The sequence below is a fragment of the Candidatus Binataceae bacterium genome, from assembly GCA_035508495.1.
In the GTDB taxonomy this organism is placed as follows: Bacteria; Desulfobacterota; Binatia; order Binatales; family Binataceae; genus JASHPB01.
The window spans coordinates 25717-51723 of the sequence record DATJMX010000084.1 but is presented as its reverse complement, the minus strand read 5'-3'; the positions used below and the strand labels follow the sequence as shown (position 1 = coordinate 51723).

Annotated in this window: 23 protein-coding genes; 15 read left to right on the top strand and 8 right to left on the bottom strand. The window is 62.9% G+C overall.

Annotation, left to right across the window (positions count from 1 at the left end):
• The first annotated feature begins 31 nt into the window (after positions 1–31).
• Entirely contained in the window at positions 32–1033 is a 1002-nt protein-coding gene (locus VMA09_23860) for a potassium channel protein (GenBank protein ID HUA36661.1), read from the top strand.
• 10 nt (positions 1034–1043) lie between these two features.
• On the opposite strand, the gene VMA09_23855 is transcribed toward VMA09_23860, so the two are convergent.
• A complete protein-coding gene (locus tag VMA09_23855) occupies positions 1044–2495 on the bottom strand; it encodes a Mur ligase family protein (protein ID HUA36660.1) in 1452 nt (483 codons plus the stop codon).
• Positions 2496–2603: 108 nt separating this feature from the next.
• Here VMA09_23855 and purE point away from each other — a divergent pair, with 108 nt between their 5' ends.
• Genes purE through VMA09_23840 form a run of 3 tightly spaced genes read left to right on the top strand, consistent with a single transcriptional unit; the run spans position 2604 to position 4829 of the window.
• On the top strand, positions 2604–3095 hold the full coding sequence (gene purE / locus VMA09_23850; protein HUA36659.1) for a 5-(carboxyamino)imidazole ribonucleotide mutase: 492 nt from the start codon (positions 2604–2606) through the stop codon (positions 3093–3095).
• A gap of 1 nt (position 3096) precedes the next feature.
• Positions 3097–4158 (top strand): DSD1 family PLP-dependent enzyme, encoded by a 1062-nt coding sequence (locus tag VMA09_23845; protein ID HUA36658.1) that lies wholly within the window; start codon positions 3097–3099, stop codon positions 4156–4158.
• Entirely contained in the window at positions 4155–4829 is a 675-nt protein-coding gene (locus tag VMA09_23840) for a hypothetical protein (protein ID HUA36657.1), read from the top strand. Before VMA09_23845 ends, VMA09_23840 begins: the two co-directional genes overlap by 4 nt.
• A 1-nt stretch (position 4830) precedes the next feature.
• On the opposite strand, the gene VMA09_23835 is transcribed toward VMA09_23840, so the two are convergent.
• The 3 genes from VMA09_23835 to VMA09_23825 form a co-directional block, all read right to left on the bottom strand.
• Complete coding sequence (locus VMA09_23835) at positions 4831–5496, bottom strand: helix-turn-helix domain-containing protein (protein HUA36656.1); 666 nt, start codon at positions 5494–5496, stop codon at positions 4831–4833.
• A gap of 60 nt (positions 5497–5556) precedes the next feature.
• Positions 5557–6027, bottom strand: a complete 471-nt coding sequence (locus tag VMA09_23830) for a hypothetical protein (protein HUA36655.1) — start codon at positions 6025–6027, stop codon at positions 5557–5559.
• Positions 6028–6102: 75 nt separating this feature from the next.
• A complete protein-coding gene (locus tag VMA09_23825; protein HUA36654.1) occupies positions 6103–7809 on the bottom strand; it encodes a glycosyltransferase family 39 protein in 1707 nt (568 codons plus the stop codon).
• A 351-nt stretch (positions 7810–8160) separates the two neighbouring features.
• Between VMA09_23825 and VMA09_23820 the strand changes: the two genes are divergently transcribed.
• Genes VMA09_23820 through VMA09_23805 form a run of 4 tightly spaced genes read left to right on the top strand, consistent with a single transcriptional unit; the run spans position 8161 to position 12046 of the window.
• Positions 8161–9180 carry a glycosyltransferase gene (locus tag VMA09_23820; GenBank protein ID HUA36653.1) on the top strand — a complete coding sequence of 340 codons (1020 nt, stop codon included), beginning with the start codon at positions 8161–8163 and terminating at the stop codon, positions 9178–9180.
• A 34-nt stretch (positions 9181–9214) separates the two neighbouring features.
• Positions 9215–10144 (top strand): formyltransferase, encoded by a 930-nt coding sequence (locus VMA09_23815; protein ID HUA36652.1) that lies wholly within the window; start codon positions 9215–9217, stop codon positions 10142–10144.
• A gap of 26 nt (positions 10145–10170) precedes the next feature.
• Positions 10171–11133, top strand: a complete 963-nt coding sequence (locus VMA09_23810) for a GDP-mannose 4,6-dehydratase (protein HUA36651.1) — start codon at positions 10171–10173, stop codon at positions 11131–11133.
• 16 nt (positions 11134–11149) lie between these two features.
• Entirely contained in the window at positions 11150–12046 is an 897-nt protein-coding gene (locus VMA09_23805; GenBank protein ID HUA36650.1) for a polysaccharide deacetylase family protein, read from the top strand.
• A 15-nt stretch (positions 12047–12061) separates the two neighbouring features.
• Here the strand turns inward: VMA09_23805 and VMA09_23800 are convergent, their stop codons facing one another.
• On the bottom strand, positions 12062–13705 hold the full coding sequence (locus VMA09_23800) for a hypothetical protein (protein ID HUA36649.1): 1644 nt from the start codon (positions 13703–13705) through the stop codon (positions 12062–12064).
• Positions 13706–13859: 154 nt separating this feature from the next.
• Between VMA09_23800 and VMA09_23795 the strand changes: the two genes are divergently transcribed.
• The 3 genes from VMA09_23795 (at position 13860) to VMA09_23785 (ending at position 17941) form a co-directional block, all read left to right on the top strand.
• The gene (locus VMA09_23795) at positions 13860–15047 is read left to right on the top strand and encodes a serine hydrolase domain-containing protein (protein ID HUA36648.1); all 1188 of its coding nucleotides are present in this window, start codon (positions 13860–13862) and stop codon (positions 15045–15047) included.
• A 387-nt stretch (positions 15048–15434) separates the two neighbouring features.
• A complete protein-coding gene (locus VMA09_23790; protein ID HUA36647.1) occupies positions 15435–16964 on the top strand; it encodes an acyl--CoA ligase in 1530 nt (509 codons plus the stop codon).
• Positions 16961–17941: a 2-dehydropantoate 2-reductase gene (locus VMA09_23785; protein HUA36646.1), complete on the top strand. Its 981-nt coding sequence runs from the start codon at positions 16961–16963 to the stop codon at positions 17939–17941. Before VMA09_23790 ends, VMA09_23785 begins: the two co-directional genes overlap by 4 nt.
• 23 nt (positions 17942–17964) lie before the next feature.
• Here VMA09_23785 and VMA09_23780 read toward each other — a convergent pair whose 3' ends face one another.
• The 3 genes from VMA09_23780 to VMA09_23770 form a co-directional block, all read right to left on the bottom strand.
• A complete protein-coding gene (locus VMA09_23780; GenBank protein ID HUA36645.1) occupies positions 17965–19260 on the bottom strand; it encodes an adenylosuccinate synthase in 1296 nt (431 codons plus the stop codon).
• Between the two features lie 77 nt (positions 19261–19337).
• Positions 19338–20933, bottom strand: a complete 1596-nt coding sequence (serA, locus tag VMA09_23775) for a phosphoglycerate dehydrogenase (protein ID HUA36644.1) — start codon at positions 20931–20933, stop codon at positions 19338–19340.
• A gap of 7 nt (positions 20934–20940) precedes the next feature.
• Entirely contained in the window at positions 20941–22095 is a 1155-nt protein-coding gene (locus tag VMA09_23770; GenBank protein HUA36643.1) for an alanine--glyoxylate aminotransferase family protein, read from the bottom strand.
• A 240-nt stretch (positions 22096–22335) separates the two neighbouring features.
• On the opposite strand from VMA09_23770, the gene VMA09_23765 reads away from it, so the two are divergent.
• The 4 genes from VMA09_23765 (at position 22336) to VMA09_23750 (ending at position 26003) form a co-directional block, all read left to right on the top strand.
• A complete protein-coding gene (locus tag VMA09_23765) occupies positions 22336–23364 on the top strand; it encodes a hypothetical protein (protein ID HUA36642.1) in 1029 nt (342 codons plus the stop codon).
• A gap of 31 nt (positions 23365–23395) precedes the next feature.
• Positions 23396–23941, top strand: coding sequence for a hypothetical protein (locus tag VMA09_23760; protein HUA36641.1), 546 nt, complete (start codon positions 23396–23398; stop codon positions 23939–23941).
• 227 nt (positions 23942–24168) lie between these two features.
• Entirely contained in the window at positions 24169–25098 is a 930-nt protein-coding gene (locus tag VMA09_23755) for an aldo/keto reductase (protein ID HUA36640.1), read from the top strand.
• 38 nt (positions 25099–25136) lie between these two features.
• Positions 25137–26003: an NAD(P)-dependent oxidoreductase gene (locus VMA09_23750; protein HUA36639.1), complete on the top strand. Its 867-nt coding sequence runs from the start codon at positions 25137–25139 to the stop codon at positions 26001–26003.
• The last annotated feature ends 4 nt before the right edge of the window (positions 26004–26007 follow it).

Here is a 26007-nt window from a genome sequence, read left to right as displayed (position 1 = left end):
AAACAGCGCTCATCGTCATGATGGTCGCGGCATGAGACTGACTCCGACTCGAAGATTTGCCATCGCAATCGGCGGCATAATGCTGTTGGTCGCGATCGGCACTACCGGTTACATATTGATCGCCGACATGTCGTTCATCGATGCGCTCTACATGTCGGTAATCACGATATCGACGGTGGGATTCGAGGAAGTCAAGCCGCTCGGCCCCGGCGGGCGAATCTTCACGATGTTTCTGATCGTCACCGGCGTTGGCACGGCGCTATATTTGTTCACTGTCGCGGCTGAGCTTGTGGTTGAGGGGCAGCTCCGCGAGTTCCTGGGGACGACATCGATGCAGCGAAAGATACATCAGCTCCGCGATCACATTATCGTATGTGGCTACGGACGGTTCGGCCGCGCCGTGACAGATGAGTTGAAGCGCGACGATCTGGCGGTGGTGGTTATCGATCCGAATCCGGGGCTCGAACCCGAGCTAATCCGCGCCGGAGCGCTGTTCATCGTGGCGTCCGCTCTTGAGGATGCAATCCTCGAAGAGGCCGGCGTCCGAAACGCTCGCGCGATCGTCGTCGCGACCGGCTCCGATGCGGACAATGTGTACATCACGCTGTCCGCTCGCGAGAAGAACCCCATTATCAAGATCCACGCGCGTGGAGAGACCGAGGCGGGGATGCGGCGCCTCAAGCTCGCGGGCGCCGACTCGGTGATTTCCTCGTATCAGCACGGTGGGATGCGTGTGGCAGCCATGATCACGCGGCCTGCAGTGGTCGATTTTCTCGAGCTCACCTTGCCAGGACGCGGGGTCCAGATCGATCTGGAGGAAATCCAGGTTGTCGAGGGCAGTCCTGCGGTCGGCAAAACGATCGAGTCGGTGGAGCGGGGCACGGCGCGGCTGCGCGTCGTCGCGCTTCAGCGCGGCGACGAACCGATAACGATGGTACCTGGAGCGTCCGAGATCATTCGCGCCGGCGACCGGCTCGTGGTTATTGGTGATCGGACGAGCCTTGGCCGAGTAGCAGACATCCTCAATCGGTGAGGGGAAGGCATCATCGACGCGCGAGCGCGTCGATGATGCCTTCCATCGCGATGCCGCGCGAGCCTTTGACGAGCAGTACATCGCCGGGGCGTATCGCCGCCGCGACGAGCGCGGTGGCGGCCGCGATGTCCGGCGCGCAAGCGAGGTGGACGGCGCCTGCGGCGCCGCCCACCTCGCTTGCGCTTGCGGCGGCGCTCATTGCGGGCCCCACCGCGATCAGCGCCGCCGGTCGCGATGCGACCGCGGCACTGATCGCGTCTTTGTGTGCCTGCTCTGACAGCGCACCCAGCTCGAGCATGTCGCCCAGCGCGAGCACGAGCCGCGCGCCAAGGCCTTCGGCCACTTCGCCCGCGGCCGCCAGCGCCGCGATCAGAGCGCGCGGGCTTGAGTTGTAGCTGTCGTCGAGTACGACGAGATCGCCGATACGCCGCGTACTGAGGCGTCCTGGAACGGGCGCCGCCGCCGCCAGGGCCGTAGCTATTGCTGAAAGCTGCGTGCCACTGAGCGGTGCGGCGCTCAGCGCCGCACCGGCCGCGATAGCGGCAGCGCAGTTGAGCGCGGCGGCTTCGCCCAGCAGTTGTATGGTGGATTCGACAATCGCCGGCGTCTCGCCCTCAGCGAGTGCCCGAGCAAGCGCATACTTCACGCGCGACCGGCCCGGAGCTTCGATGACGCGATCGACAAGTCGCACGGCGGCTTTTGTGGATTTACCGAACGTGAGTTCGCGCATATGCCGCGGGATGCGGGCGAGGACGAGCGGTTCCGCGTCCGACGTGATCGCGATCGCTTTTGCCGTGGAGAAGAGCGCCGCCTCTTCGTCGGCCACGTCGTCGAGCGTGCCGAGGCCTTCGGTGTGCTCGAGGTCCACGTTCAGGACCATCGCCACGTCGGGTTCGACGATACGCGCCAGGTGCGCAATCTCGCCGGGCTGATTAGTGCCGCATTCGATTACCGCCGCGCGATGCTCTCGCGTGAGCGTGAAGATCGTCATTGGCACGCCGATGCGGTTGTTGAAGTTTGCCGTAGTCGCGAGCGTCGGTCCGAAGAGCGCACGCGCGACGATTGCGGTCAGTTCCTTGGTCGTGGTCTTGCCGACGGCGCCGCCGATCGCGATCGTCGGCAGGCGGCGAGCCGCCCGTTCGCGTGCGAGATGGAAACGCGCTAGCGCTCCGATCGCGAGCAGTGTGTCTGACACTTCGATCGCTGGGAAGCCGCCGAGTGCTCTGCCGTTCTCAACAATCGCCGCGGCCGCGCCGCGCTCATGCGCCTGTGACAGATAGTTATGACCGTCATTGGAAGGGCTGCGCAATGACACGAACAGCGCTCCCGGTTGCATCGTACGAGTATCGATACTGACGCTGCGAGTTGTGAGCGCCGCATCCCCGACGAGCCGTCCTCCCGTCGCGCGCGCGATCTCTTCCAGCGTAAAGCTCGCACTGTTCCGCGGAATCTCCGCTGCCATCGCATGTCATTGTGCCTAAAACTGCGCATCGCTCATACCGCTTCGCTTGACAGAAAGCGCGAGCCTTATCAGGCTTCACTTTCCAACGAGCGAACTGGAGGAGAGCTGATGGCTGATGGTAAGCCGCTAGTCGGGATCCTGATGGGCAGTAAAAGCGACTGGGAGTACATGTCGGCGGCGGCCGAGGTCCTGGAAGAACTTAAAGTTCCACATGAAGCTCGGGTGCTGTCCGCGCATCGCACACCGGACCAGACACTTGAATACTCGGCCACCGCGCACGAGCGCGGGCTCCGGGTAATAATCGCAGGTGCCGGAGGTGCGGCGCACCTTGCCGGGGTGCTCGCGGCCAAAACGATCCTGCCGGTTATCGGCGTGCCGATGCCGACGACTTCCCTGCAAGGTATGGACTCGCTGCTTTCTATCGTCCAGATGCCCAAGGGGATTCCCGTGGCGACGATGGCGATCGGCAAGCCCGGCGCCGGCAACGCCGGCCTCTACGCAGCGCAGATTCTCGCGCTTCACGATCTGACGCTGGCCGACCGCCTCAAACAGTGGCGTGCGGCGCGTGCGCAGGAATTGCTCAAGCAGACGCTGCCCTGAAATGCGCAAGGCCGAGATTGATACTCCGGCGCTGATTCTCGACCTCGACGTAGTCGAGGCGAATATCCGCGCGATGGCGGACTACTTCGCCGTGCGGCCGCAAAAGTTAAGGCCTCACTTTAAGACCCCGAAGACGCCCGAAGTGGCGCGGCGCCAGCTCGCCGCAGGGGCAATCGGGATCACCGCCTCGAAGATCGGCGAGGTCGAAGTGCTTGCCCGCGCGAGGCTCGGGCCGGTTCTACTCGCGAACCAGATTGCGGGAGCACAGAAGATCGATCGGCTGTTTGCCGCGGCGAGCAAGATCGACGTCATCGCGACGGTCGAAAGCGAGTTCAACATCAACGAGCTCGAAGCGGGTGCGGCACGAGCAGGGCGCGGACTTGAAGTAATAATTGAAGTTGATACGGGGATGCATCGCTGCGGCGCCGAGTCGCCGCAGGAGACCGTCGAGCTCGTGCGCCGGCTCAGGCGCGGTCCGCTCAAGTACCGTGGCATCATGGGCTACGAAGGCCACGCCGTGCTGCTGCCCGATCGCGAGAAGCGAATCGCGACGGCGACGGCGGCGCTCACGCGACTCAGCGACCACGTCGAGGCTCTGCGTCGAGCGGGCTTGCCGCCCGAAATCGTGAGCGCCGGCGGAACCGGCACCTACGACATCGCGGGCAACTGGCCTGACGTGACCGAGGTTCAGGCGGGCTCCTACGTCTTCATGGATGGCGCCTACCGAATTGTGCGGCCCGACCTGGGGCAACCCGCCCTGACGCTGCTGACGACGGTCATTTCCAGGCGCGGCGATCGAGCGATTACCGACGCGGGGCTGAAGGCTCTCACCAACGAGTTCGGACCCCCGACAGGAAAAGATTTGCCCGTGAAGGTGGCGCGGCTTTCGGAGGAGCATGGCCATCTGGCGGCCGGCGACCTCGAGATCGCGCCCGGCTCGAAAATCGATTTGGTGCCGAGTCATGGCGACACTACGATTAATCTCCACAGCGAGTACTATGTCGTGCGCGGCGACGAGGTCGTCGCGATTTGGCCGATCGAGGGTGCAAGAGCATTTCGATGAGCGTTGAGCGTCATCCGCGCAGGCTTGCGAAATACTGGGCCACAGCGGCAGCCACGGTATCCATGCTGGCGGCGATCGGCATCGCGTTCGCCGCCACGGTGAAGACGGCCGGCAAGTTGAAGCTGCCGCCTCATACCGACGTGATCGTGATTTGCAACGATCCCACCGTGCTCACCGTCCTCAACCAGGACTTCGCGGCTGAGCGCCGCACGCTTGGCAACGTGACTGACACGGTAACACTGACGGTGACGGTGAACCAGAAAGTCATGGCGCCGGGAGTTTCACTGTCGGAGGTATTTCCCGGCGATCCGGCGATGGTGCGGCTGCTCGAAGAGGCGGGCGGGAATGCGCCGCCGCTCGGCGACACCGGCGATCAGCAGCTCGATCCGTACGCGGAGGCGGCGCGGCGCCAGGCGCAAGGTACCGACGACGACCTCACATCGGCCTTCCGCAATGAGCAGGCTTTCAAGGAATCGATGCGCGGTAACGGTTCGTCGCCGTACGACTCGATTCCCAAGAACCAGATCTATGACACCGTGATTTTCGCGCGCGCCAACCTGGGATCATTGTCCGGAGAACTCAAAGTGCTCGCGCTGATTCATGGCGGCGACGATGCCGAGCAAGCCAAGAGGATCGTCGGCGAAGAGATTGCCAACAACCTCTTGCACTGAGTTAGTTTTCTTCCTGATTCCCGGTCTCGTTGCGTGGTTGTGGCGCGACGCTGGTCCCACGTGCTGAGGGCAGCACAGCGCTGGCGGCGGCCATCGGCGCGGTTTGCGCGGCTGGCGATGCGATCTGCGCGGGGCTCGAGACTGGAGCTTCGGCCGGCGCAACCGACGTCTCGATCGTCGCGCCCGGCATCGGTGCGGACGAAGCGGCCGACGAGGGATGAAGCGCCTGCTTGATCAGCTCGAAATGGCGCAACGCGAGTTCCGCGACCGCCCCGAGCGCCGCGATGACGAGCAGCCCGATGACGAGCGTGCGCCAGGAGCCACGTCTTTTCTGGACCATCGTGATGGGCTCGGACATCCGCGTGACATTGGTCTCGGAGCGCTGCACGTCACGCACAAAACGCGACGCAACTTCCTCGGCGTCGAGGTCAAGAAAGGTCGCGTAGCGCCTCAGGAATGGCAGCACATAAAGTTGATCGGAAATCGCTCCGTAGTTGTCGCTCTCGATCATCCGCACATAATGGATCGGCAGATGGGTCTCGCGCACGACGTCGTCCTGCGAAAACCCTTTGCGCTCGCGCGCTTCGGCGATCGACTGTCCGAGCGTCAAGTCGTTCGGCGATGCTTGATTCGGCGGGGAGGCGGGCTGGTTTTTCTTGTCTGCCACTGTCGGGTTCTATGCTCGCGCGCAAGTGTTCCAGATTTTCATGCCTGCGTCAGCAGGGCCTCAACGCACCCTGTACAGCTTGGGCGCGCGGAGCAGTTGAGTTTGCTGCATGTTCTTGCGCGCGGCTGCGACGTAGCCCGGATCGGGTTTGCCCTCGAGCGACGCGGCCTTGTCGCCGTAGTTAATCGCGTCCTGCCAGTTGCTCTGCTGGAACGAGAGCATGCCGAGGTAGTCGTAGGCCCGCGAATACATCGGGTCGTAGCTGATCGCGCGATGGAAATCGTCGGAGGCCGCGATCATCTCGCCGCCCTGGTAATACTGGACCCCGCGCTGCGTGAAGATTTGCGCAGCGAGATTCTGCAGCTTGAGATTGTTGGGATCGTGACTGAGCGCTGCGGTCACGTCAGCCGCAGCCGCGTCGAGCTGCCCCGTAGCCAGCTCCTGCTGGGCGTGGTCCTGATAAACCGGCGCGCAGCCGCCAAGCGCAAGCGCAAATATCGCGGCCAGAGCCGCACACAAAGCCTTCCGCATCACACCCCTGCCAGCGTGAAACCTATCGCCACAACGCATCGGTTCCAAGCCCGGCGTCGCTGCGGATGAACATTCTTATCCGCCATCCTGTGCACAATTCGGCGCGGCGCTGTCGGCGTGGCCGTTGAGGAGCGCGATTTTCTTGCCTTCGCATCCGAGCACCGTGGGCGGCGGGGCAAGCGACGCAGTGAGCGCGGCGAGATCCTTGCGATTGACGATCAGCACCATGCACGTCCCGGATCCCCAGGTATGCTTCAGGCTCGACTCCGAACCGATAAAGAAACGCCTGTCGAGCGTCTCCGGTTCGCCGGTCTCCGCGAGCTCGCCCCAATACTCGACGCGCGTTTCGATCGTCCCGGTATAGAAGGGCAGCGACTGAACGTAATGGCGATACGAACCGAGGACACACCCACCCTGCACGTAAGGCTTCACGATCGAAGCGAGATCGCGATAGGTCGTGAGTGGAGCCACGTCGCGGCGCGCGCGCTCGCCGAGGCCCAGCGTCGCGATCATCGCGAGCGCCATGGCGGCGGCGCCGTAGCCGACGCGGCCTTGGTCGTGCGCCGTTCCGTACATCATGATCGCGCCGACCACGATAAACAGCGCGACGATGACAGCGTCCTGTGCGAGGGCAGGATGGGCGCGATTCACGAAACCGTAGACCACTGCGGCGCCCGCGATCGCGCCGATCGCATTGACCGCCAGAAACCACAACAGCAGGCGCGAGCGCGACTCGGCGCTCATCGCTCGAAGGCGATAGAGTCCATTGCCGGCGGCAATCGCAAGCGGCGGGATCGCAGGCAGAATATACGAGCCCAGCTTCGAGCGCGGAATCGAGAAGAAAACAAAAATCAGTACGAACCAGATCGCGAGCAACCGAGCCTCGGAGCGGCGGCTTTCACCTACGGGCGTGCTCCCGGAATACAGCGCAAGGAACCCATCGGGCGCGAAGAAAATCCACGGCCACGCCCCACCGATAAGGATCGGAATAAAGAACCACAGGCCCCATCCGTGCTCGCTCGAACTGACGTAGCGCTGAAGATGCTCGTGCACGAAGAAGAAGTGCAGGAAGCCCGGGTTGCGCATCTCGGTGAGCACGAACCATGGCGCGACGATCGCGACGTACACGATCGCGCACGTGATCAGCGGCATCTTCCGGATTTCGCGGCCGCGCTTTTCGATGACGATCCAGACGAGAGCGATCAGACCACCCAGTAAAAGCGCGACCGGGCCTTTGGCCAGCGTTCCCAGCGCGAGCATCGCGGACGTGAAGAGCATCCACAGTCGCGCAGTGCGTGAATCAAAGGCGGGGGCGCGAGCGGCGGCATAGAAGGCGCCGATTGCGGCAGTAAGAAAGAACGCGAGCGCCGGGTCGAGTGTCGCGAAGCGCGCGAAGCCGAAGAACAGCGGGCTCAGCGCCAGCGTCATCGCAGCGAGAATCGCGGTGTCAGCCCCGAGCATCGCCTCGGCGAGCGCGGCCGTCACCACTACCTGCCCGACGCTGAACAGGGCGGCGGGCAGGCGCACCGCGAACTCATTGGCGCCGAAAATTTTGATCGATTCCGCCTCGGCCCAGTAGACCAGCGGAGGTTTCTCGAAATAGCGCTGCTGGTCGTCGCGCGGCGTTACGTAGTCGCCGGTCGCGACCATCTCGCGCGCGATCTCCGCGTAACGCCCCTCGTCAGGCTCCCAAAGCGCAGGCCGTCCAAGCCCGGGAAGATAAAGAATCGCTGCTCCGAGCGCGATCAGAATGAAGCGCAGCCAGCGGTTGCCCCGAGCCATGACGCAGCAGTCTCCCGGTAGCGACGAAAGAGATCAACGCCCGAACGATTCAAGCGCCGGCATTTCTGGTCCCCCTTCCCGTGCGGGAAGCGGTTTAGGTCGTTGTCCGGATCTCTTGAATTCGCCGAGCATTGCCGGCGAAAAACCTACCTAACACACCTTCCCTTCCGATGCGGGGAGGGCAGGTTGTCGCCGCGGAATTTGTTGCGGAGTTTTACGGGACCTTCGTTCGAGTTTTTTGTCTGCAAGACGGTCGGGTGGTCATCTTTAATTGCTCGGCCTTGTTTGTAACAATCACCTGACGGTTCGGTACCTTCGCTAGCCTTTGCGCCCGGGCCTCTACATCAGAAAATGACTCCATCCGGAAAAATCGCGCCGCTTCGCGGTATCTCCGCGCAATCGCGAGCGCCCGAGCGGCTCGTCTCGATTGTCATCCCCGTTTATAACGAATCGGCGAATCTCAACGCGCTGTGGACGCGGCTGCGGCCGGTGCTCGCCGGCCTGGACCGAAGCTGGGAGGCGGTTTTCGTTGACGACGGCTCGCGCGATGACTCGCTGAAGATCCTCTGCTCGATAGCCGCCGACGAAGACGGCCGTGTGCGCGTGGTCGAGCTCGCGCGCAACTTCGGGCAGCATTCGGCGATCCTCGCGGGCTTCCGCCAGTCGCGAGGCGAGGTTGTCGTCACGCTCGACGCCGACCTGCAGAATCCTCCCGAGGAAATTCCGCGGCTGCTCGCCGCGATCGACGAGGGCAACGATGTCGTCGGCGGATGGCGCGAGGAGCGGCAGGACGACGCGTTCCGGCGTTACGCATCGCGCCTTCACAATCGGTTGACGTCGCTGATCGTCGGCGTGCCGATGCACGACTACGGATGTATGCTGCGCGCCTACCGGCGCCACGTCGTCGACACAGTAGCGGACTGCGACGAGAAGGCGGCTTTCGTTCCAGCGCTCGCCAACACTTTCGCCAAGCGCGTTGCCGAGATCCCGGTCGCCCACGACGAACGCGCGAGCGGCGAATCCAAGTACAACCTGTTCAGCCTCGCGAAACTGAGCCTCAACCTGATCACCGGCTTTTCGCTGATCCCGATCCAGGCCGTGAGCCTTGCCGGAATCGCAATCTTCATCCTCGACGCGATCCTCGCCGTGCTGCTGATGGCGCATCGGCTGATCTACGGACCGCAGGAAGAAGGCGCGGTCTGGATGCTTTTCACGATCCTGTTCTTCTTCATCGGGTTTATCGTGCTGGCGCTGGGCCTGATCGGCGAGTACGTCGGGCGCATCTATATCGAAGTGCGGCGCCGCCCGACTTACATCGTGCGCGCGGTTCACAGCGCGGCCACGGAGAGCGGCGAACCGTATCGCCAATAGCGTGGAGTTGCAGAACTCGAGTATCGCGGCGCAGGTGAGCTCCGCGCCTTGCGTGCTGTTCGCCTATCACGAGATGGGCTACGCCTGCATCGAGGCGCTGCTCGCGATGGGCGCGCCGATCGCGGCCGTGTTCACGCACCTCGATGATCCGCACGAAGAAATCTGGTGGCGGAGCGTCGCCGATCTGGCGCTGCGGCATGGCGTGCCGGTCCACGTGCCCGATCGTGTCGATGACACCTGGCGCGAGCGCATTGCGGCGATGAATCCGGCGGTCATCTATTCCTTCTACTACCGCTACCTGATTCCGGAGAGCATCCTCGAACTCGCGCACCGCGGCGCTTATAACATGCACGGCTCGTTGCTGCCGAAGTATCGCGGGCGAGCGCCGGTGAACTGGATGCTCGTGAATGGCGAGCGCGAGGCGGGTGTCACCTTGCATCACATGGTCGCGCGCGCCGATGCGGGCGATATTGTTGGACAGCGCGGCATTGCGATCGATGATGATGACACGGCGCTCACGCTCTATCGGAAGCTCGTGCCGCTCGGCGTTAGATTGATCAACGAATTTCATCCGCAAATTGTTGTGGGCGGCGCGCCGCGAAGGCCGATGAATATCGCCGAAGGCAGCTACTTCGGACGGCGGCGGCCCGCGGACGGGCGCATCGACTGGAATTGGCCGGCGCGGCGAATCTTCAACCTCGTGCGCGCGGTCACGCATCCTTATCCGGGCGCGTTTACGACGGTGGACGGCCGTAAACTGATAGTGTGGCGCGCGGCGATCGCGGCGGAGTCCGGAACGCGCGGAGTTGCGGGCGCGATAATCGCCGAACGTGGCGACGGCTCGCTCGAAGTCGCGGCGGGCGAGGGCAGTATCACAATCGTGCGCGCGCAGTTCGAAGGCGCGGTTGAAGGTCCAGCACGCGCCGTGCTCGGCGACAAGGGCCGCATCGGCGGCCGAATTTGAATTGAACATTGGTCTCAGGAGGCATCATGCGAATTCTGATCACAGGCGGCGCGGGATTTCTTGGCTCGCATCTCGCCGACGCTTTTATCGCACGCGGCGACGAGGTCTTCGTGCTCGATACCGGCTCGATCGCCAAGGTGCGGCATCTCCTGAACAACCCGCGCTTTCATTACGTGCATGATTCGATTTTCAACATCGAGTTGATCGACGGCCTCGTCGCCAAGTCGGATCTCATCTACCACCTGGCCGCCGTCGTTGGCGTCGAGCACTATGTCGGCGATCCATACGAAACACTTAATGTTAACGTGAACGGCACGCAGAACATCCTGAAGGCCGCCTACAAGTACAGCAAGAAAGTGGTGTTCAGCTCGACGTCGGAAGTGTACGGACGTAATCCCAAGGTGCCCTGGCGCGAAGACGACGACCGCGTGCTCGGCGCCACCAGTATCGACCGCTGGTGCTACTCGACCTCGAAAGCGGTCGGCGAGCATTTCTTCTTCGCGTACCACAAGCTCGGACTGCCGATGACGATCATGCGCTATTTCAACGTCTACGGTCCGCGCCTCGACAAGGTCGACGTCGGCCGCCTGTTCACGATTTTCATGGGGCAGCTGCTGCGCGGCGCTGACCTGACTGTTATCGGCGATGGCCAGCAGACCCGCTGCTTCACCTACGTGACCGACGCGGTCGAGGCCACGATCCAGGCGGGAGTAAACCCGAAGGCCGATGGGCAGGCGATCAATATCGGCGTTGACATCGAGACAACAGTGCTCGAGTTCGCCAAGCTGATGCTCGAGCTGTACGGCGAGACCCGCTCGAAGATCAAATTCGTCACGCAGGAAGAGGTTTACGGCAACAGCTACGAGGACATCCCGCGCCGCGTGCCCGATAACGCCAAGATGCGCACGCTGCTCGGCGTTACACCGAAAGTGAGTCTGCGCGAGGGCGTGAAACTCTCGATGGACTGGTTCCGGCAGGAAATGGCCTAGCGTTCGACCTGGTTCAATGGAAGTCGCGCTCAAGATCGACGTCGATACCCACCAGGGCATGGAACAGGGCGTGCCGCGCCTCGTGCAGATGCTCGAGCGCGACGGCATCACGGCGAGTTTCTATGTCGCCATGGGGCCGGACAACTCGGGCCGCGCGGTCGCGCGCGTTTTCCGCAATCGCGGATTCCTCAAGAAGATGTTCCGCACCAATGCGGTCGCGATGTACGGCGTGCGCACGATTCTGTCGGGCACATTGCTGCCAGCGCGTCCGATCGCGCTGGCGTTTCCCGAAACGATGCGCGCGCTCAAGCGCAGCGGCTTCGAAGTTGGCGTTCACGGCTACGATCACGTGCGATGGCAGGACGAGATCGACCGTATCGGCGAACGCGGCGTGCGCGATGAATTGACAGATGCGCGCGAAGCTTATCGCGCAATCTTCGGCGAGGCGCCGCGCAGCTTCGCCGCACCGGGATGGCGCACGAGCTCGGCCGCTCTGCTCGCCCTCGAAGATCTCAAGCTCGACTATCACAGCGATACGCGCGGACGTTCGCCCTATCGATGCGTCGTCGAGGGCCGCGCGCTAGCGACACCCGAGATCCCCACGACGCTGCCGACGCTCGACGAGGTGATGGGCCGACCCGAACTGCACGACGCTCAAGCCGTCCACGATTTTTACCTCGGCCAGTTCAGGGAAGACTCGCTCAACGTTCATACGATCCACGCCGAGACCGAGGGGATGGGCCAGCTGGATGCCTTCACCGCGCTGGTGCGCGCACTCGGCGAACGCGGCGCGAAGTTCGTGCAGTTGCGCGATGTGGCCGAACGTCTTCGGACCTCGGAGCTGCCCGCGTGCGAGGTCATCCGCGATACGCTGCCGGGCCGCGCCGGCTGGATCTCCGCGCAAGGAGCCTGAGCTTCTTCGTTCGGACTACGGCGCGAGCGAAGCGCCTCCTACGACTCCCAGCTCGAACGTCGCGAAATCGCCCTCGAGTTCCCATTGCTGGCTCGCGCGCTCGCTGTTGCTCAGCAAGCTCTGGCAAGGCGCGGAGATTCGGCGCGCTAACGGTGAGTCATTGATACAGGCGCTATTGCGCACGAACGGCACCGTGCTCGCCCAAAGACTCTCGCCCGGCAGGAAGCCATATTCGAGGCTGTTGCGCGCGAGCTGCTTCAGGTCGGTGTACTTGAGCTGATACGTATCGGACGCGCGCTGATACTCGTGCGTCAGATCGATCCGCGACACGCCCGCATCATCGGTCGCGAGCGTGAGCGGCACGCCGTAGGAACGATAGGTCTCGAATGGATGTGCAGACCCGACGACGTTCAGGATGAAGTCGTTGCTGGTCAGGCAAATCTCGACGAGCCGCTGCTCGGCGGCCATCTCCGTCATGAGCTGCTGCCAGTTGGTTTCACTTTCGATATCGACGCCGTGCCCGATACGATCCGCTCCTGCGGTCTCGACCGCGGCGCGAATGTGGAACGTAAGATCCTGCGGCGGCACAAAAACCGCCGTGAGCTCGCCGGCGTGAAGAGAAATCCTGACGCCCGGCACCACCTGCGACAGGAATCCGATGATCTGCATCTGCGTCAGGTAATCGCTCAGTGCGACCGGGTTGTCTTCTGGCGCAACGAGGTTTACTGCGAGCATTCGATGATCGGCGGCAGCCAGCTCGAATCCGTAAACCGCCGTCGCGAAAACGTTGATCGGCGTCTGCGTGCGATTGATCTGGTAGACGTAGCGGATCGTTTCGTCATTGCATGCCGGATCGGCGCGACGCGTGCCGCATCCGAGCTCTGAGCGCATGTCCGATTCGGCATCGTTGAGATCGCTCGTGCCGCCGGCGACATAGCTCGGAAAGTTGGGGTTGTTGACGATGAAGTCGAAGAGCTGCTGCATCTTCGTCGGATCGAAGGTCATTCCATTCACCAGCGCCCGGGTCTGGGACCCGCCGTTGAGCGACAGCATCAGCTCGATATATTTGACGTTCTCGGCATGCCAGACCGATGCGACCTCGGCGAGCATCGCGCCGGTCTTGACGCCTGAAATCGCGCCGAACTTCCCGAAGGTATCGAAGAAGTGATCGTGCCCGCTCGTCGGACCGGTCGAGACAAAGTTGCGCATCGAGAGCGCATCGATCATCGCGTTGTAGAAACTCGGTTTGCGCGTGGCCTGTGCGATTGGCGCGAGTCCCGCCGATGAATTACACGCCGGCGGCGATTGCGACGGCGTGACAATCGTGTACTGCGTGTCATTGCCGCATTTCTGATTCGTGCAAACGCAGTAGTTCAACTGCGAAGCCCACTTGATGTAGCTCTCCGCCAGCACCGCGCCGCTCAGATGATTGTGAATGTCGCCGCCTTTCGGCATGCGATAGAGAAACGCGCGCTCCAGCGCCGGGAAGTTTCTGATCAAGTTGAAATAAAGGCCGGTGCGGGTTTCAGGATCGAGGTTCCCGGTCCCAAGCGAAGGAGCGGGCGCGGAAGCCTTGAACGCATTCGCCGATGGCGCGGCGAGAAGAGCGATCGAGACGGCGACGATCGGAATAATCCAACGGCGTTGGCTATTGCTCATAGATCCTCCCGAGCGCACTTAGTAAGCGGTTATGATGCCAATGGCAATACTATTGCCGAGATCCCGGCTCGAATTTGATGAGCTCAGCTTTGGCCTGACGACCCGGCCGCGATGTGGTAGAGATCGGCCACCTTCTTAAGAGAGGACAACCACGATGCCGTCGCAGGAAAAGTTTGCCGAACATCCCCGTGAACTCGGTCTCGATCCCGCAAAGGTCGATGCGCTCTTCCAGCGCGCCGAGCGTGAAGTGAACGAAGGGCTTCTGCCGTCGGTGCAGATCGCCATCGCGCGCAATGGAAAGATCGGCGCGATGCGCACGTTCGGCAAAGCGAACCAGGGCGGCGCGGACAAGCCCGCCACCAACGATACGCTCTACGTCGTCTTCTCCTGCACGAAAGCGATCATGTCGGCCGCGTCCTGGATTGTGATGGGTGAGGGCAAGCTCGATCCCAAGGAGCGTGTTGCTGATATCGTTCCGGAGTTCGGCACCAACGGGAAGGAAAGCATCACCGTCGAGCAGGTGCTGCTGCATATCGGCGGCTTTCCGAATGCGCCTTATCCGCAGGGCGAATGGAATGATCGCAGCAAGCGCCTTGAGCGCTTTGCGAAATGGCGCCTCGAATGGCCGGTCGGCAGCAAGTTCGAATACCATCCGACCTCGGGCTTCTGGGTTATCGCGGAGATCATCGAACGCCGCACGGGACAGGGCTTTCGCGAGTTCGTGCGCGATCGAATCGCGACGCCGCTCGGCCTTCCCGAGATGCGCGTCGGCCTGCCGCGCGAGCATCAGAATCGCGTTGCCGATCTGTGCTACGTCGGCGAAGCGCTCACCAACGAGGAGCGCAAGAAACTCGGCATCCCCGAGATGCCGGAAACTGAAGTCACGGAGGAAGCGATCCTCGGCTTCAACGATCCCGGCGTGCGCGAAGCCGGCGTGCCGGGCGGCGGCGGGATCATGACAGCCGGCGACCTCGCGCTGTTCTACCAGGGCCTGCTGCACAATCGCGCATCCAATGGCGCGCCGATCTGGAACGTGGAGACGCTCAAGGACGCGCTGCGCGTGCGCTCGGGCGACTACAAGGATCCGATTTTCGGATTCAAGGTAAATCGAGCGCTCGGCGTAGTTGTCGCCGGCGGCGATGGGATGGCGAGTTATCGTGGATTCGGAAAGACCAACTCGCCGTTAGCATTCGGCCACGGCGGCGCCGGCGGCCAGATCGGATGGGGCGATCCTGGCACCGGCATTTCGATCGGCTACTGCACCAACGGCTTCGATCGCAATGACCTGCGCCAGGGCCGCCGCGGCGTAGCAATCTCAAGCCACGCCGCCGCCTGCGCATAGGGCAACGAACGCAAATTGTCGACTCGTGACCACATCGCCGTTAAGGTAGTCACATGAAAGCATCGGTGCGGGAGTTGAAGGCCAATCTTTCAAGATACTTGGCCGCGGCGAAGGCTGGCTTTTGAAATAAACAAGCGGAAGTTCGAGTCGGACTGGGTTTCATTCAACCGGCTCCCGCTCGGCCTTGATACGATTCGTCGCGCCGGCGAATTCGCTGAGCAATTTGGCCTGGGTGCGTTTGATGCTTTGCATCTGGCGTCAGCAAATGGACTTCAATCGACCGTCAGGTCGCTGGTGGGGTTTGCGTCGTTCGACGTCGCGCTCAATCGTGCCGCCGCTCGGCTCGGAATGACTCTCATGCCTTCGGCCTGACCGCGGACCGGCAACATGTACGAAGCCGATACGATTGCGAAGTTGCTCGAGCGTGGCGATGCGCCTAGTCCGGCGCTGGCTGCGCCGGGGCGCAAGTCACTCAGCTACGATGGCTTGCGAGGGCTCCTGGAGCGGACGCGGCGTGATCTCAATGCGATTGGTGTCGGGCATGGCGATCGCGTTGCGATTGTTCTGCCCAATGGCCCCGAGATGGCGAGTGCGTTTCTCACCATCGCGAATGCGGCCACTGCGGCGCCGCTGAATCCCGGTTACAAGCAAAGCGAATTCGACTTCTATATTTCTGATCTCCACGCCAAGGCGCTGATCATCCTTGAAGGGATGGACAGTCCGTCGCGTGCTGTCGCGAGCGTCCGCGGCATCCCAATTATTGAACTCCTAGTTGATGCCGATAAGCCTGCGGGCGAGTTTTCGCTCAAGGCTGGCGCGTCATCTGATCATCAGCCGCTCGAGAATCGCGCGACCGAGCCTGAAGATATCGCGCTGGTACTTCATACTTCGGGCACGACCGCGCGGCCGAAGATCGTGCCGCTGTCGCATCGCAATGTCACCGCGTCTGCCGTGAACATCCGTGAAACCCTGCGCCTCACGCGCGACGATATCTGCCTCAACATCATGCCGCTCTTCCATATTCATGGCCTGATTGGTGCGGTGCTCTCGAGCATTGCTGCGGGCGCGTCGGTCGCATGCGCACCGGAGTTTGACGCGCTCAAGTTCTTCCGATGGTTCACCGAAATTCGTCCGACGTGGTACACCGCCGTTCCTACCATGCATCAGGCGATTCTTGCGCGCGCTGCGCGCAATGCCGACGCTGTCGCGGCGAGCGGGCTGCGCCTCATTCGCTCGTCGTCGTCGGCTCTACCGCCGCAGGTGCTGCAGGAACTGGAAAACGTGTTTCGCGCGCCAGTCATCGAATCGTACGGCATGACCGAAGCCGCCCATCAGATGGCGTCGAATCCGCTGCCGCCGCGCGAGCATTTCGCGGGCAGCGTCGGAGTCGCCGCAGGACCTGAGATCGCGATCATGAACGAAGGTGGCGGCTTGCTCGATGCGGACCAGATCGGCGAAATCGTGATTCGCGGCCGCAATGTGACTGGCGGTTACGAAAACAATCCCGAGGCGAACGCTAAGTCGTGGACTAACGGATGGTTCCGCACCGGCGACCAGGGCTTTCTCGATAATGCAGGGTACCTGCGACTCACGGGACGCATCAAAGAGCTAATCAATCGCGGCGGAGAGAAGATCGGCCCGGTCGAAGTTGAGACCGCTCTCCTCGATCATCCGCAGGTCCTGCAGGCCGCGGCGTTTGGCATGGCGCATCCGATGCTCGGCGAGGAAGTCGCGGCGGCGGTGGTTCTGCGCGACGGCGCAACCGCGAATGAGCAGGAACTTCGCGAGTTCGTCGCGTCGCGGCTGGCGCATTTCAAGGTGCCGCGCAGAATCGTCGTCCTCGAAACGATTCCGAAAGGACCTACCGGCAAGCTGCAACGAATCGGTCTCGCCAAGGTGCTTGGTCTCGAATCGTGAAGATCGCGATCTTCGGCGCGGGCGCGATCGGCGGAATGCTCGGCGCCAAGCTCGTGCAGTCGGGCGCCGACGTGACCTTCATCGCGCGCGGACCGCATCTCGAAGCGATGCGCCGCGATGGAATTACGCTTGTCAGCGCGGGCAGCCGCGTCAACATCAAGGCGCGATGCGCCTCCGATGCAACTGAGGCGGGCGCGCAAGACTACGTCATCGTCACACTGAAGGCGCATTCGCTGCCCGCTGCCGCGCCACAAATCGCGAAGCTGCTTGGAACTCATACCGCGCTCGTGATCGGAGTGAACGGCGTGCCGTACTGGTATTTCTACGGCCTCGATAGCCCGCATCGCGATCGCACGATTGAAAGCGTCGATCCTGGGGGAATCCTCTGGCAAATGTTGCCACCCTCGCGCGTGATCGGATGCGTCATCTATCCAGCGGCCGAAGTGATCGAGCACGGGGTGATTGAACACACTCACGGCAATCGCTTCACGTTGGGCGAGCCCGACGGATCGAAGAGCGAGCGTATCCAGGTGCTGGCCAAGCAACTAATCGCGGCCGGGCTCAAAGCTCCCATCCGGCCGCAGATTCGCGACGAGCTATGGGTGAAGCTTTGGGGCAATCTGTCGCTCAATCCGCTTTCGGCGCTGACGACGTCAACACTCGATCGCCTCGCGGGCGAGCCGGATCTTTACGCGGTCGCGCGTACGATGATGCGCGAAGCGCAAGAGGTCGCAGAGTCGCTTGGCGTGAAGTTCGGCGTCAGCCTTGAACAGAGAATCAATGGCGCGCTCGAAGTCGGGGCGCACAAAACCTCGATGCTCCAGGATCTGGAACGCGGCCGTCCAATGGAGATCGATGCGCTCCTCGGTGCAGTCGTGGAGCTCGGCGATCTAACTGGTCACGAAATGCCGATGTGCAAAGCGATCCTCGCCTTGGTGCGCGAGCGAGCTCGCCGCGCCGGCTGCTATCCAAGCTAGCGAAGCGAACTGCGCGATTCGGGCTAGGCTGCAAATGGATTGCTGGTGACGATTGTCGCTTCGCGATCGGCGCCGACGCCGACCATCGCGATTTGCACTCCGACCAGCTCTGCGATGCGATTTACGTAGTTGCGCATGGCATCCGGGATGTCGGCCAGCGTGCGCGCCTTCGCCGGGCTCTCGTGCCATCCGGGCATCTCTTGGTAAATCGGCTTAGCGGTCAGCAGCATCCGATGCGACGGTGGCATCTGGTCGTAGCGCTTGCCCTTGACGGTGTAGCCGACGCAAATCTTGATTGGATCCAACCCTGTCAGCACGTCGAGCTTGGTCAGCGCGATTCCCCATAGCCCGTTGACGCGAGCGGCGTAGCGCGTGAGCACTGCGTCGAACCATCCGATACGCCGCGGGCGGCCCGTGGCGCTGCCGAACTCGCCGCCTTCCTCGCGAAGCGCATCAGCGAGCTGTCCCGTGAACTCGCTGGGGAAAGGACCGGCGCCGACGCGTGTCGTGTAGCCCTTGCTGATGCCGAGAACGGCGAGCTGATTCGTCGGGCCGATCCCGACGCCGTCGAAGGACGCGCTCGCGATACAATTTGACGATGTCACGTACGGATAGGTGCCATGATCGATATCGAGCATCGTGCCGTGCGCGCCTTCGAAGAGCACCTTCTTGCCCGCCGCGATCGCCTCGCTGAGATATGCGCCGCTGTCGCACAGATACGGCAGCAGACGGCGGCGCGCCTTCGCCATCGCGTCGACGATCTCGTCGGCCTTGACCGTCTTGGCCTTGAGCACCGCCTTCAAGTAGAGATTTTTCTCGGCGACATTACGGCGGAGCTTTTCGACGAACGAGACCTGGTCGAGCAGATCCTCGAAGCGCAGCCCCGTGCGCGCCATCTTGTCTTCGTAGGTCGGGCCGATTCCGAAGCCGGTCGTGCCGATCGCGCGTTTGCCGGCGCGAGCCTCGCGCGCGCGATCGATCGCGATGTGGTAGGGCATCACCATGTGCGCGTCATAGCTGAGCCGAAAGAGGGCAGGGTCCTTCAGGAAACCGCTCTTCTTGAGGTTGTCGATCTCGACGAGCAGTGCGATCGGGTTGACGACCGTGCCGTTGCCTACGACGCAAGCCTTGTTCGGATGCAACGCACCCGCCGGCACGAGGCGCAGCACGAATTTCTGATTGTTGACGACCAGTGTATGCGCCGCGTTGTTGCCGCCTTGGAAGCGAACGACAACGTCGGCGTCGGCCGCGAGCATATCTACGATCTTGCCCTTGCCTTCGTCTCCCCACTGTGTGCCCACAACGGCAACGGTGTTCATATCAGTCCCCCGCCGGCCGCACTCCTGCGCCGGCCTACGCATCTGGTCCGTGGCCCGCGTATCCTAAAAGCGCCGCGCTACAATTTGAGCAGATCGGCCGCCGTAATCGCAGGATGAGTCTTGAGCCTGTCCAGCACCGCCGCCGGAACGGCGTCATCGACCTCGAAAACGCTGAGCGCCGTACCGCCCACGCGATCGCGCCCAAGTTCGAGGCCGCCGATGTTGATTCCGGCCTGGCCCAGGATCGTGCCGACAGCGCCCACCACGCCCGGCACGTCGCGGTTGTGCAGCACCAGGAAGTATCCTTCGGGCACCGCTTCAACCCGGTATCCGTCGATACGCGTGATCCTGAGACCGCGCGCTCCGAGCAGCGCGCCCGCCACTTCGTGCAACCCTGATGCGGTACGCACGCTCAATGACAAAGTGTTGACATAGTCAGTTGCTTCGCGCGTGCGGCGCTCGCTCACCATGATGCCGCGCTCGCGCGCGATAAAGGGTGCGTTGACGGCGTTGAGCTCCTCGGCCAGGAAACCGCTGAGCAGGCCCTTGAGCGCGGCGCCGGTTACAGCATCAGGCTTGATATTCGATGCTTCGCCGCCGAAACCGAGCGTTACTTCGAGCGGAGCGTCCTTGATCAGCTGCGCGGCGAGACGGCCGAGCTTCTCCGCGAGTGTCAGATGCGGTCCCAGGATCTCGAGCTCTTGCGGGGTGAGCGCGGGCATATTCACTGCGCTGCGAATCGTGCCCTCGATCAGGAAGTCCGCCACCTGCTGTGCGATGTCGATAGCGACCTGCACCTGGGCCTCGTCCGTCGCGGCGCCAAGATGCGGCGTTGCGATGACGGCATCGAGCTTGAGCAGCGGATGATCGGCGGGCGGCGGCTCATCGACGAACACGTCGAGCGCGGCGCCCGCGACCTTGCCCGATTTGATTGCCTCGGCTAGCGCGGCTTCGTCGACGATTCCACCGCGCGCGCAGTTGATGATTCGCACGCCCTTCTTCATCCGCGCGAAGGCTGCGGTGCCGATGATCCCGCGCGTGTCGTCCGTCAGCGGCGTATGCACCGTGATAAAGTCGGCGCGCTCGATCAGCTCATTCAGGCTGACCAGCTCGATTCCGAGCCTCGCCGCTGCTTCGGCGGTGAGAATCGGATCGTAGGCGATCACTTTCATTTTCAGGCCCGCCGCGCGATCGGCGACGATGCGCCCGATGTTGCCGAGGCCGACGACGCCGAGAGTCTTGTTGTGAACCTCGGCGCCGGTGAACTTGGTGCGCTCCCATTTGCCGGCTTTCACCGAGGCGTTCGCAGCGGGGATGTGCCGCGCCACCGCCATCATCATCGAGATCGCGTGCTCCGCGGTGGTCACGCTGTTGCCCGTCGGACTGTTCATCACGACGATGCCGCGGCGTGTGGCAGGCTCGAGGTCGACGTTGTCGACGCCGACGCCCGCGCGCCCAATCACCTTAAGCGAGGTCGCATGCTCGACGACTTCGCGCGTGACCTTGGTGCCGCTGCGAATCAGCAGCGCGTCATAGGGCGCGATGATGGCAGCGAGCTCAGCGGGCTTGAGACCCGTTTTGATGTCGAACTGAAGTTGCGGATAGCGCTTGAGGACTTCGAGTCCCTGCGGCGCGAGTGTGTCGCTTAGAAGAACGCGGAACGTTTCCGCCATTGCCGTATCAGATGCTCCTTGCGAGTCGCGCCTGCACGGCGGCCACACCCACACCATGGTTGATCTTTGCGCCAGCCTGCGCGAGCGCGATCTCAAACGCGCTCACCGCCACGAGCATGTCGAACGGGCTCAGATGCCCCATGTGTCCGATGCGCACGAGCTTGCCCTTCATTTGATCCTGGCCGCCCTGCACCCCGACGCCGAGCGTATCGCGCATGAACTTCACGACTTTGCCACCGTCGATCCCGTCAGGCACGAGAATTCCCGTGACGCCCGGCGCGGGATTGTCCGGCGCGATAAGGCGAAGTCCCAGAGCCTTGCCTGCCTCGCGCGTCGCTTCCGCCATCACCTGGTGACGCGCATAGACGCGCGGCAGAGTCTCGGCATGAATCAACTCGAGCGATTTGTTGAGTCCGAAGACGAGCGACACCGGCGCGGTCCACGCCGTCGTATGCTCGTCGCGCTGCGCCTTCAGCTCTTTCAGGAGATCGAAGTAGAAGCGCGGCGTCTTGTTGCTCTTCGCCGTATCGAGCGCGCGCTGCGACATCGCGACGGCGCCCAGACCCGGCGGGAGCATCAAAGCTTTCTGGCTGCCGGTGACGAACGCATCGACGCCCCATTCGTCCATCTTCTGCTCGAAGACGCCGACCGAAGTGATGCCATCGACGATCAGCATCACGCCGCGCCGCTTGGTGACCTCGCCGATCGCGGCGATCGGATGAATCGCGCAAGTCGAAGTCTCGCTCGCCTGAACGAGTACCGCGCGCGCATTGGGATTGGCCTTGAGCGCGTCTTCGATTTGCTCCGGACGCACGGCGCGGCCCCATTCGACCTTGACCTCGTGCCCTGCAATGCCGAAGGTCGAGAGCAACTTGCCCCAGCGCTCGCCGAACTTGCCGCCGTTGACGAAGATCGCCTGCTCGCCCGGCTGCAGCAGATTGATCACGGCCGCTTCCATCGCGCCCGTGCCGGTAGATGCGGTCAGGATGGCTTCGCCCTGCTTCGTGCCGAACAGCGGCTTGAGACGCTCGCGCGCCTGGTCGAGCACGGCGCTGAATTCGGGAGTACGATGATGGATGATCGGCCGCGACATCTCGAGTAGCACTTCGGGCGGCACGGGTGCGGGACCGGGAGTGAACAAATACTTCTTTGATGGCGACATGACTTTCTTGAAGGACGCGGCGCTGATGGCAATCGGCGGCCAAAAAAAAGGCTGGGCTCCGCATCGCGGAACGCCAGACCCCGATTATTTCTCCGGTGTTACCGGTCCTCGTCCTCCCGAATTGAGTTATCGGAGGCTCGATGGGGAGTCAAGGTTGAGCGGCGCAAACGCCCACGATAGCGCGCTGAACGTCGCGGTTTGAAATCGCAAGGCAGCAATTGTTAAAGGTGATGGCCTGCGATGCCGATTGAATGTGAAATCCGCGACGGCCGCCTGGTCTGGATCAAGAATCCGGTAAGCGGTGTCATTTCTTATGTCGTCGACGTGCGCGGCAAGAGCTTTGCCTTCACCCTCGGCCGCGATCGCGTCGAACCGGTGAGCGAACCGTTCAGCGACGAGCAGATTCGCCACGCGACCGCGTCGTGCCCATTCTGCCCTGGCAACGAGGACCTTGCGACGCGCGAGGTGCTGCGCGTGACTCCCGATGAGGCGCCGTCATGGACGGGAGCGCGGAATCATCCCGAGGCGAAATGGGTGATGCGCGTATTTAACAATTTGTTTCCGCGCATCCCGGCTGAGCTCACAGGTAATCGCAACGAGTCGTATATCGTGGTCGAGGATCCGCGCCACTTTCAGGAATCACCGCGCTCGCATGGCGATCTGACCTTTACCGGAATTCTCGGCGAGGGGCACTTCGTCACCATGATCGAGACAGACACGCGCGTGATGCGGCTGGCGCTCGAGAATCCCGCGATCTGCTCGGTCGTTGTGCGCAAGAACCAGGGCCGCGAATCAGGCGCCTCGCAGCCCCATCCCCATCAGCAGATCATCGGCTCGCCCGAACCGTTCCCGGCCGCGGCAGCCGAAGCGCGCGTCGAGCGCGAGAATCCGCATATCTGGCACGAGATCGTTGCCCTGATGGAACGGCTCGGCCTCGTGATTGAAAAGCGCGACGGGATCGTGAGCTATGCAAGTCCGATCGGCGCGTTCCCGCGCAGCTACGATGTCGTGATGCCGGCCTTCCGCGGCTTGCTCACCGAGCTCGACGCGGCCCAGCTCCACGCCTTCGCGAGCGCCATCTATCGCGTGCTCATGATCCTCGGCCCGCTGCCGCTCGACTACGAAATCCACCAGGGCGAAGGCCTGCCGCTGCACGCACACATCAACGCACGTTTGTATCCATATTCAAACGTGGCAGGCACGCTGAACCTCCCCAACACGCTCCTCGAAAGCGCCGCCGCAATAAGAAAAGCTCTGGCCCGCCACTGAAGTAACGATCGCAAGGCAAGGGGGGACCGCGATGCGCTCAACAATCGCAACCTTGATCGTAGGTGTGATTCTGGCGCTGCCGACGCTATCTCGCGCCGACGATTCTCCCAACGCGAAACTCTCGGGCCATTACGAATGCCACAGCACGACATTCAAATGGCCATCTGCGCCGAGCGAGCCGCTGATCCAAACCGCCACCGGCACGACCGATCTGGTCAGTGACGGGAGCGGCCATTTCACTTCGGGCTCCGGCATTATCAACGTTCTCGACGACACTGCGCGTCCGCCCACGGGGGTGACCTGTCACTTCACGCTACGTGAGGGGCGATATGCGCTCGCCGCCGATTCGACGGGCTCAGCCGACCTGATCTGGACGCTAGCCCCAGGAAGCGCGATGCATTGCTCGAACTACGTTCCCGGCGACACGCGGCCGACTGGCTACATCGACGAGACTCGCGATGCGAATCGCCCCGGTCCGTCGCATACCAATTTCGTGGTCAAGGAAGATCACGCGTACTTCTCGATTGTGGCTCCCGACAGCAGTGCGCTCGGCGAATGCGACAAGGCGTCTGACTGAGCGGGGAGTTCCTTTTCCGTCATCCCGAGCACCGTCGAGCGATCTTGGAGGCCCCCAAAGGGGCCGGTGCCAAACGTTGCGCGTAGCGCTTTCCTTATTTCCCGATGATGGGCGATAGGCGCCCGCCTTCCGGTACTGATCTCGGGACCTCCGAGATCTTAAGTTCCTTCAGAATAAGTCCGAACGGAGCTTTTGCCTGCGCGGCTCGATCCGCGTATCAGCGTGGTATGGCGATACCTCGGCGCATCTTTGGCAAGACTGGACTCAGCGTCAGCGTGCTTGGCTTTGGCGGGTCGGAAGTTGGCTACCAGGAAGTCGCGCAGAAAACTGTCGATGCGATCCTTGGCCGTGCGCTCGATGCTGGCGTCAATCTGATCGACACCGCCGAATGCTATGCCGATAGCGAGCGGCTCATCGGGCGCGCGCTCAGCAAGCGGCGCCACGACATCGTGCTGATGACCAAGTGCGGGCACGCGATGATCGAGTCTGCCGGCGATCGTGCGGGTGGTTTCGCGCGCGATGAGTGGGACCCCGCGATGCTCTCCGCCAGTATCGATCGCAGCCTCCAGCGTCTCGGCACCGACTATGTCGATGTGATCCAGTTTCACAGTCCCGAGCGCAGCGTGCTCGACAACGACGAGGCGATCGCGGTGCTGCAGAAGGCGCGTGAGGCCGGCAAGGCGCGTTTCATCGGATGCTCGCTCGACGGGCACGACGCTGCTCATGCCGTCGCGATGGGGGTGTTCGACACGCTGCAAATTTCCGTGAGCGTTGCCGATCAACAGGCGATCGATCTCGTGCTGCCGAAGGCGATCGAGCGCGGCGTCGGCGTGATCGCAAAACGTCCCATCGCCAACGCGGTCTGGAAGAATCGGCGCGCGCCTTCGGACTGGTACACGCGCCCGTACTGGGATCGCCTGCAAAAGCTCGACTACGATTTTCTGCGCGGCGACTCGAGCGAAGCGGTCGCGACTGCGCTCTCGTTTACGCTTGCGACACCGGGAGTGCATAGCGCGATCGTCGGCACGACGCGGCCTGAGAACGTCGATCGCAACGCGGCGCTCGTCGCTGGCAAGGGAATCGAACAATCGAGCTACGATTCGATTCGCGAGCGCTGGCGCAAAGTCGCGCGCAAGGACTGGATCGGACAACGCTGACGGTCTGATTCGCGCCGCCGCTGCGCTACTATCGGCCCATGGAAATCGCCTGGATCGGAACTGGAATCATGGGCGCGCCGATGGCGCGGCGGCTCCTCGCCGCGGGCCATCGCGTGCGCGTCTTCAATCGCACTCCAGAAAAAGCGCGCGCGCTGGCGGCCAATGGCGCGACGGTGGCGGCATCACCTGAGCAGGCGGCGAGCGGCGCCGAAATTATCTTCATCATGGTGCCCGACACGCCCGACGTTGAGGCGACGATCGCGAAGATCGAGCCGTCGCTCGCCCGCGGACAACTCGTGATCGACATGAGCACGATCTCGCCCGCGGCCGAGCGCGCGATCGCGAAACGGCTGAGGCCCGCGGGAATCGGCTATCTCGATGCGCCGGTGTCGGGCGGCGACAAGGGCGCGATCGAAGGCACGCTCGCGATTATGGTGGGTGGCGATGAGGCCGCATTCGAGCGCGCGCGCCCGCTCTTTGAGCATCTCGGCAAGCGCATCACGTATATGGGGCCGTCGGGCGCGGGGCAGGTGACGAAGCTCGCCAATCAGATCGCGGTCACGGTCACGCTCGAAGCTGCCGCCGAGGCAATTCGCTTCGCGACTGCCGGCGGCCTCGATCCATCGCGCGTGCTCGAAGCAATCGGTGCGGGCGCAGCGGGCTCGTGGCAGCTCACGAACCTCGGCCCGAAGATAATCGCGCACGACTACGCGCCGGGATTTTTCATCAAGCTGGTGCGCAAGGATTTGCGGCTGGTCACCGAAGCGGCGCGCGCTGCCGAGGTCGCGCTGCCCGGGCTGGCGTTGATGTCCTCGATGTTCAACTCCGCGGCCGCGCTCGGCCATGACCTCGACGGCACGCAGGCGGTGGCCGTCGCACTCGACAGATTGTCGGCCCTGAAGTAGTAGG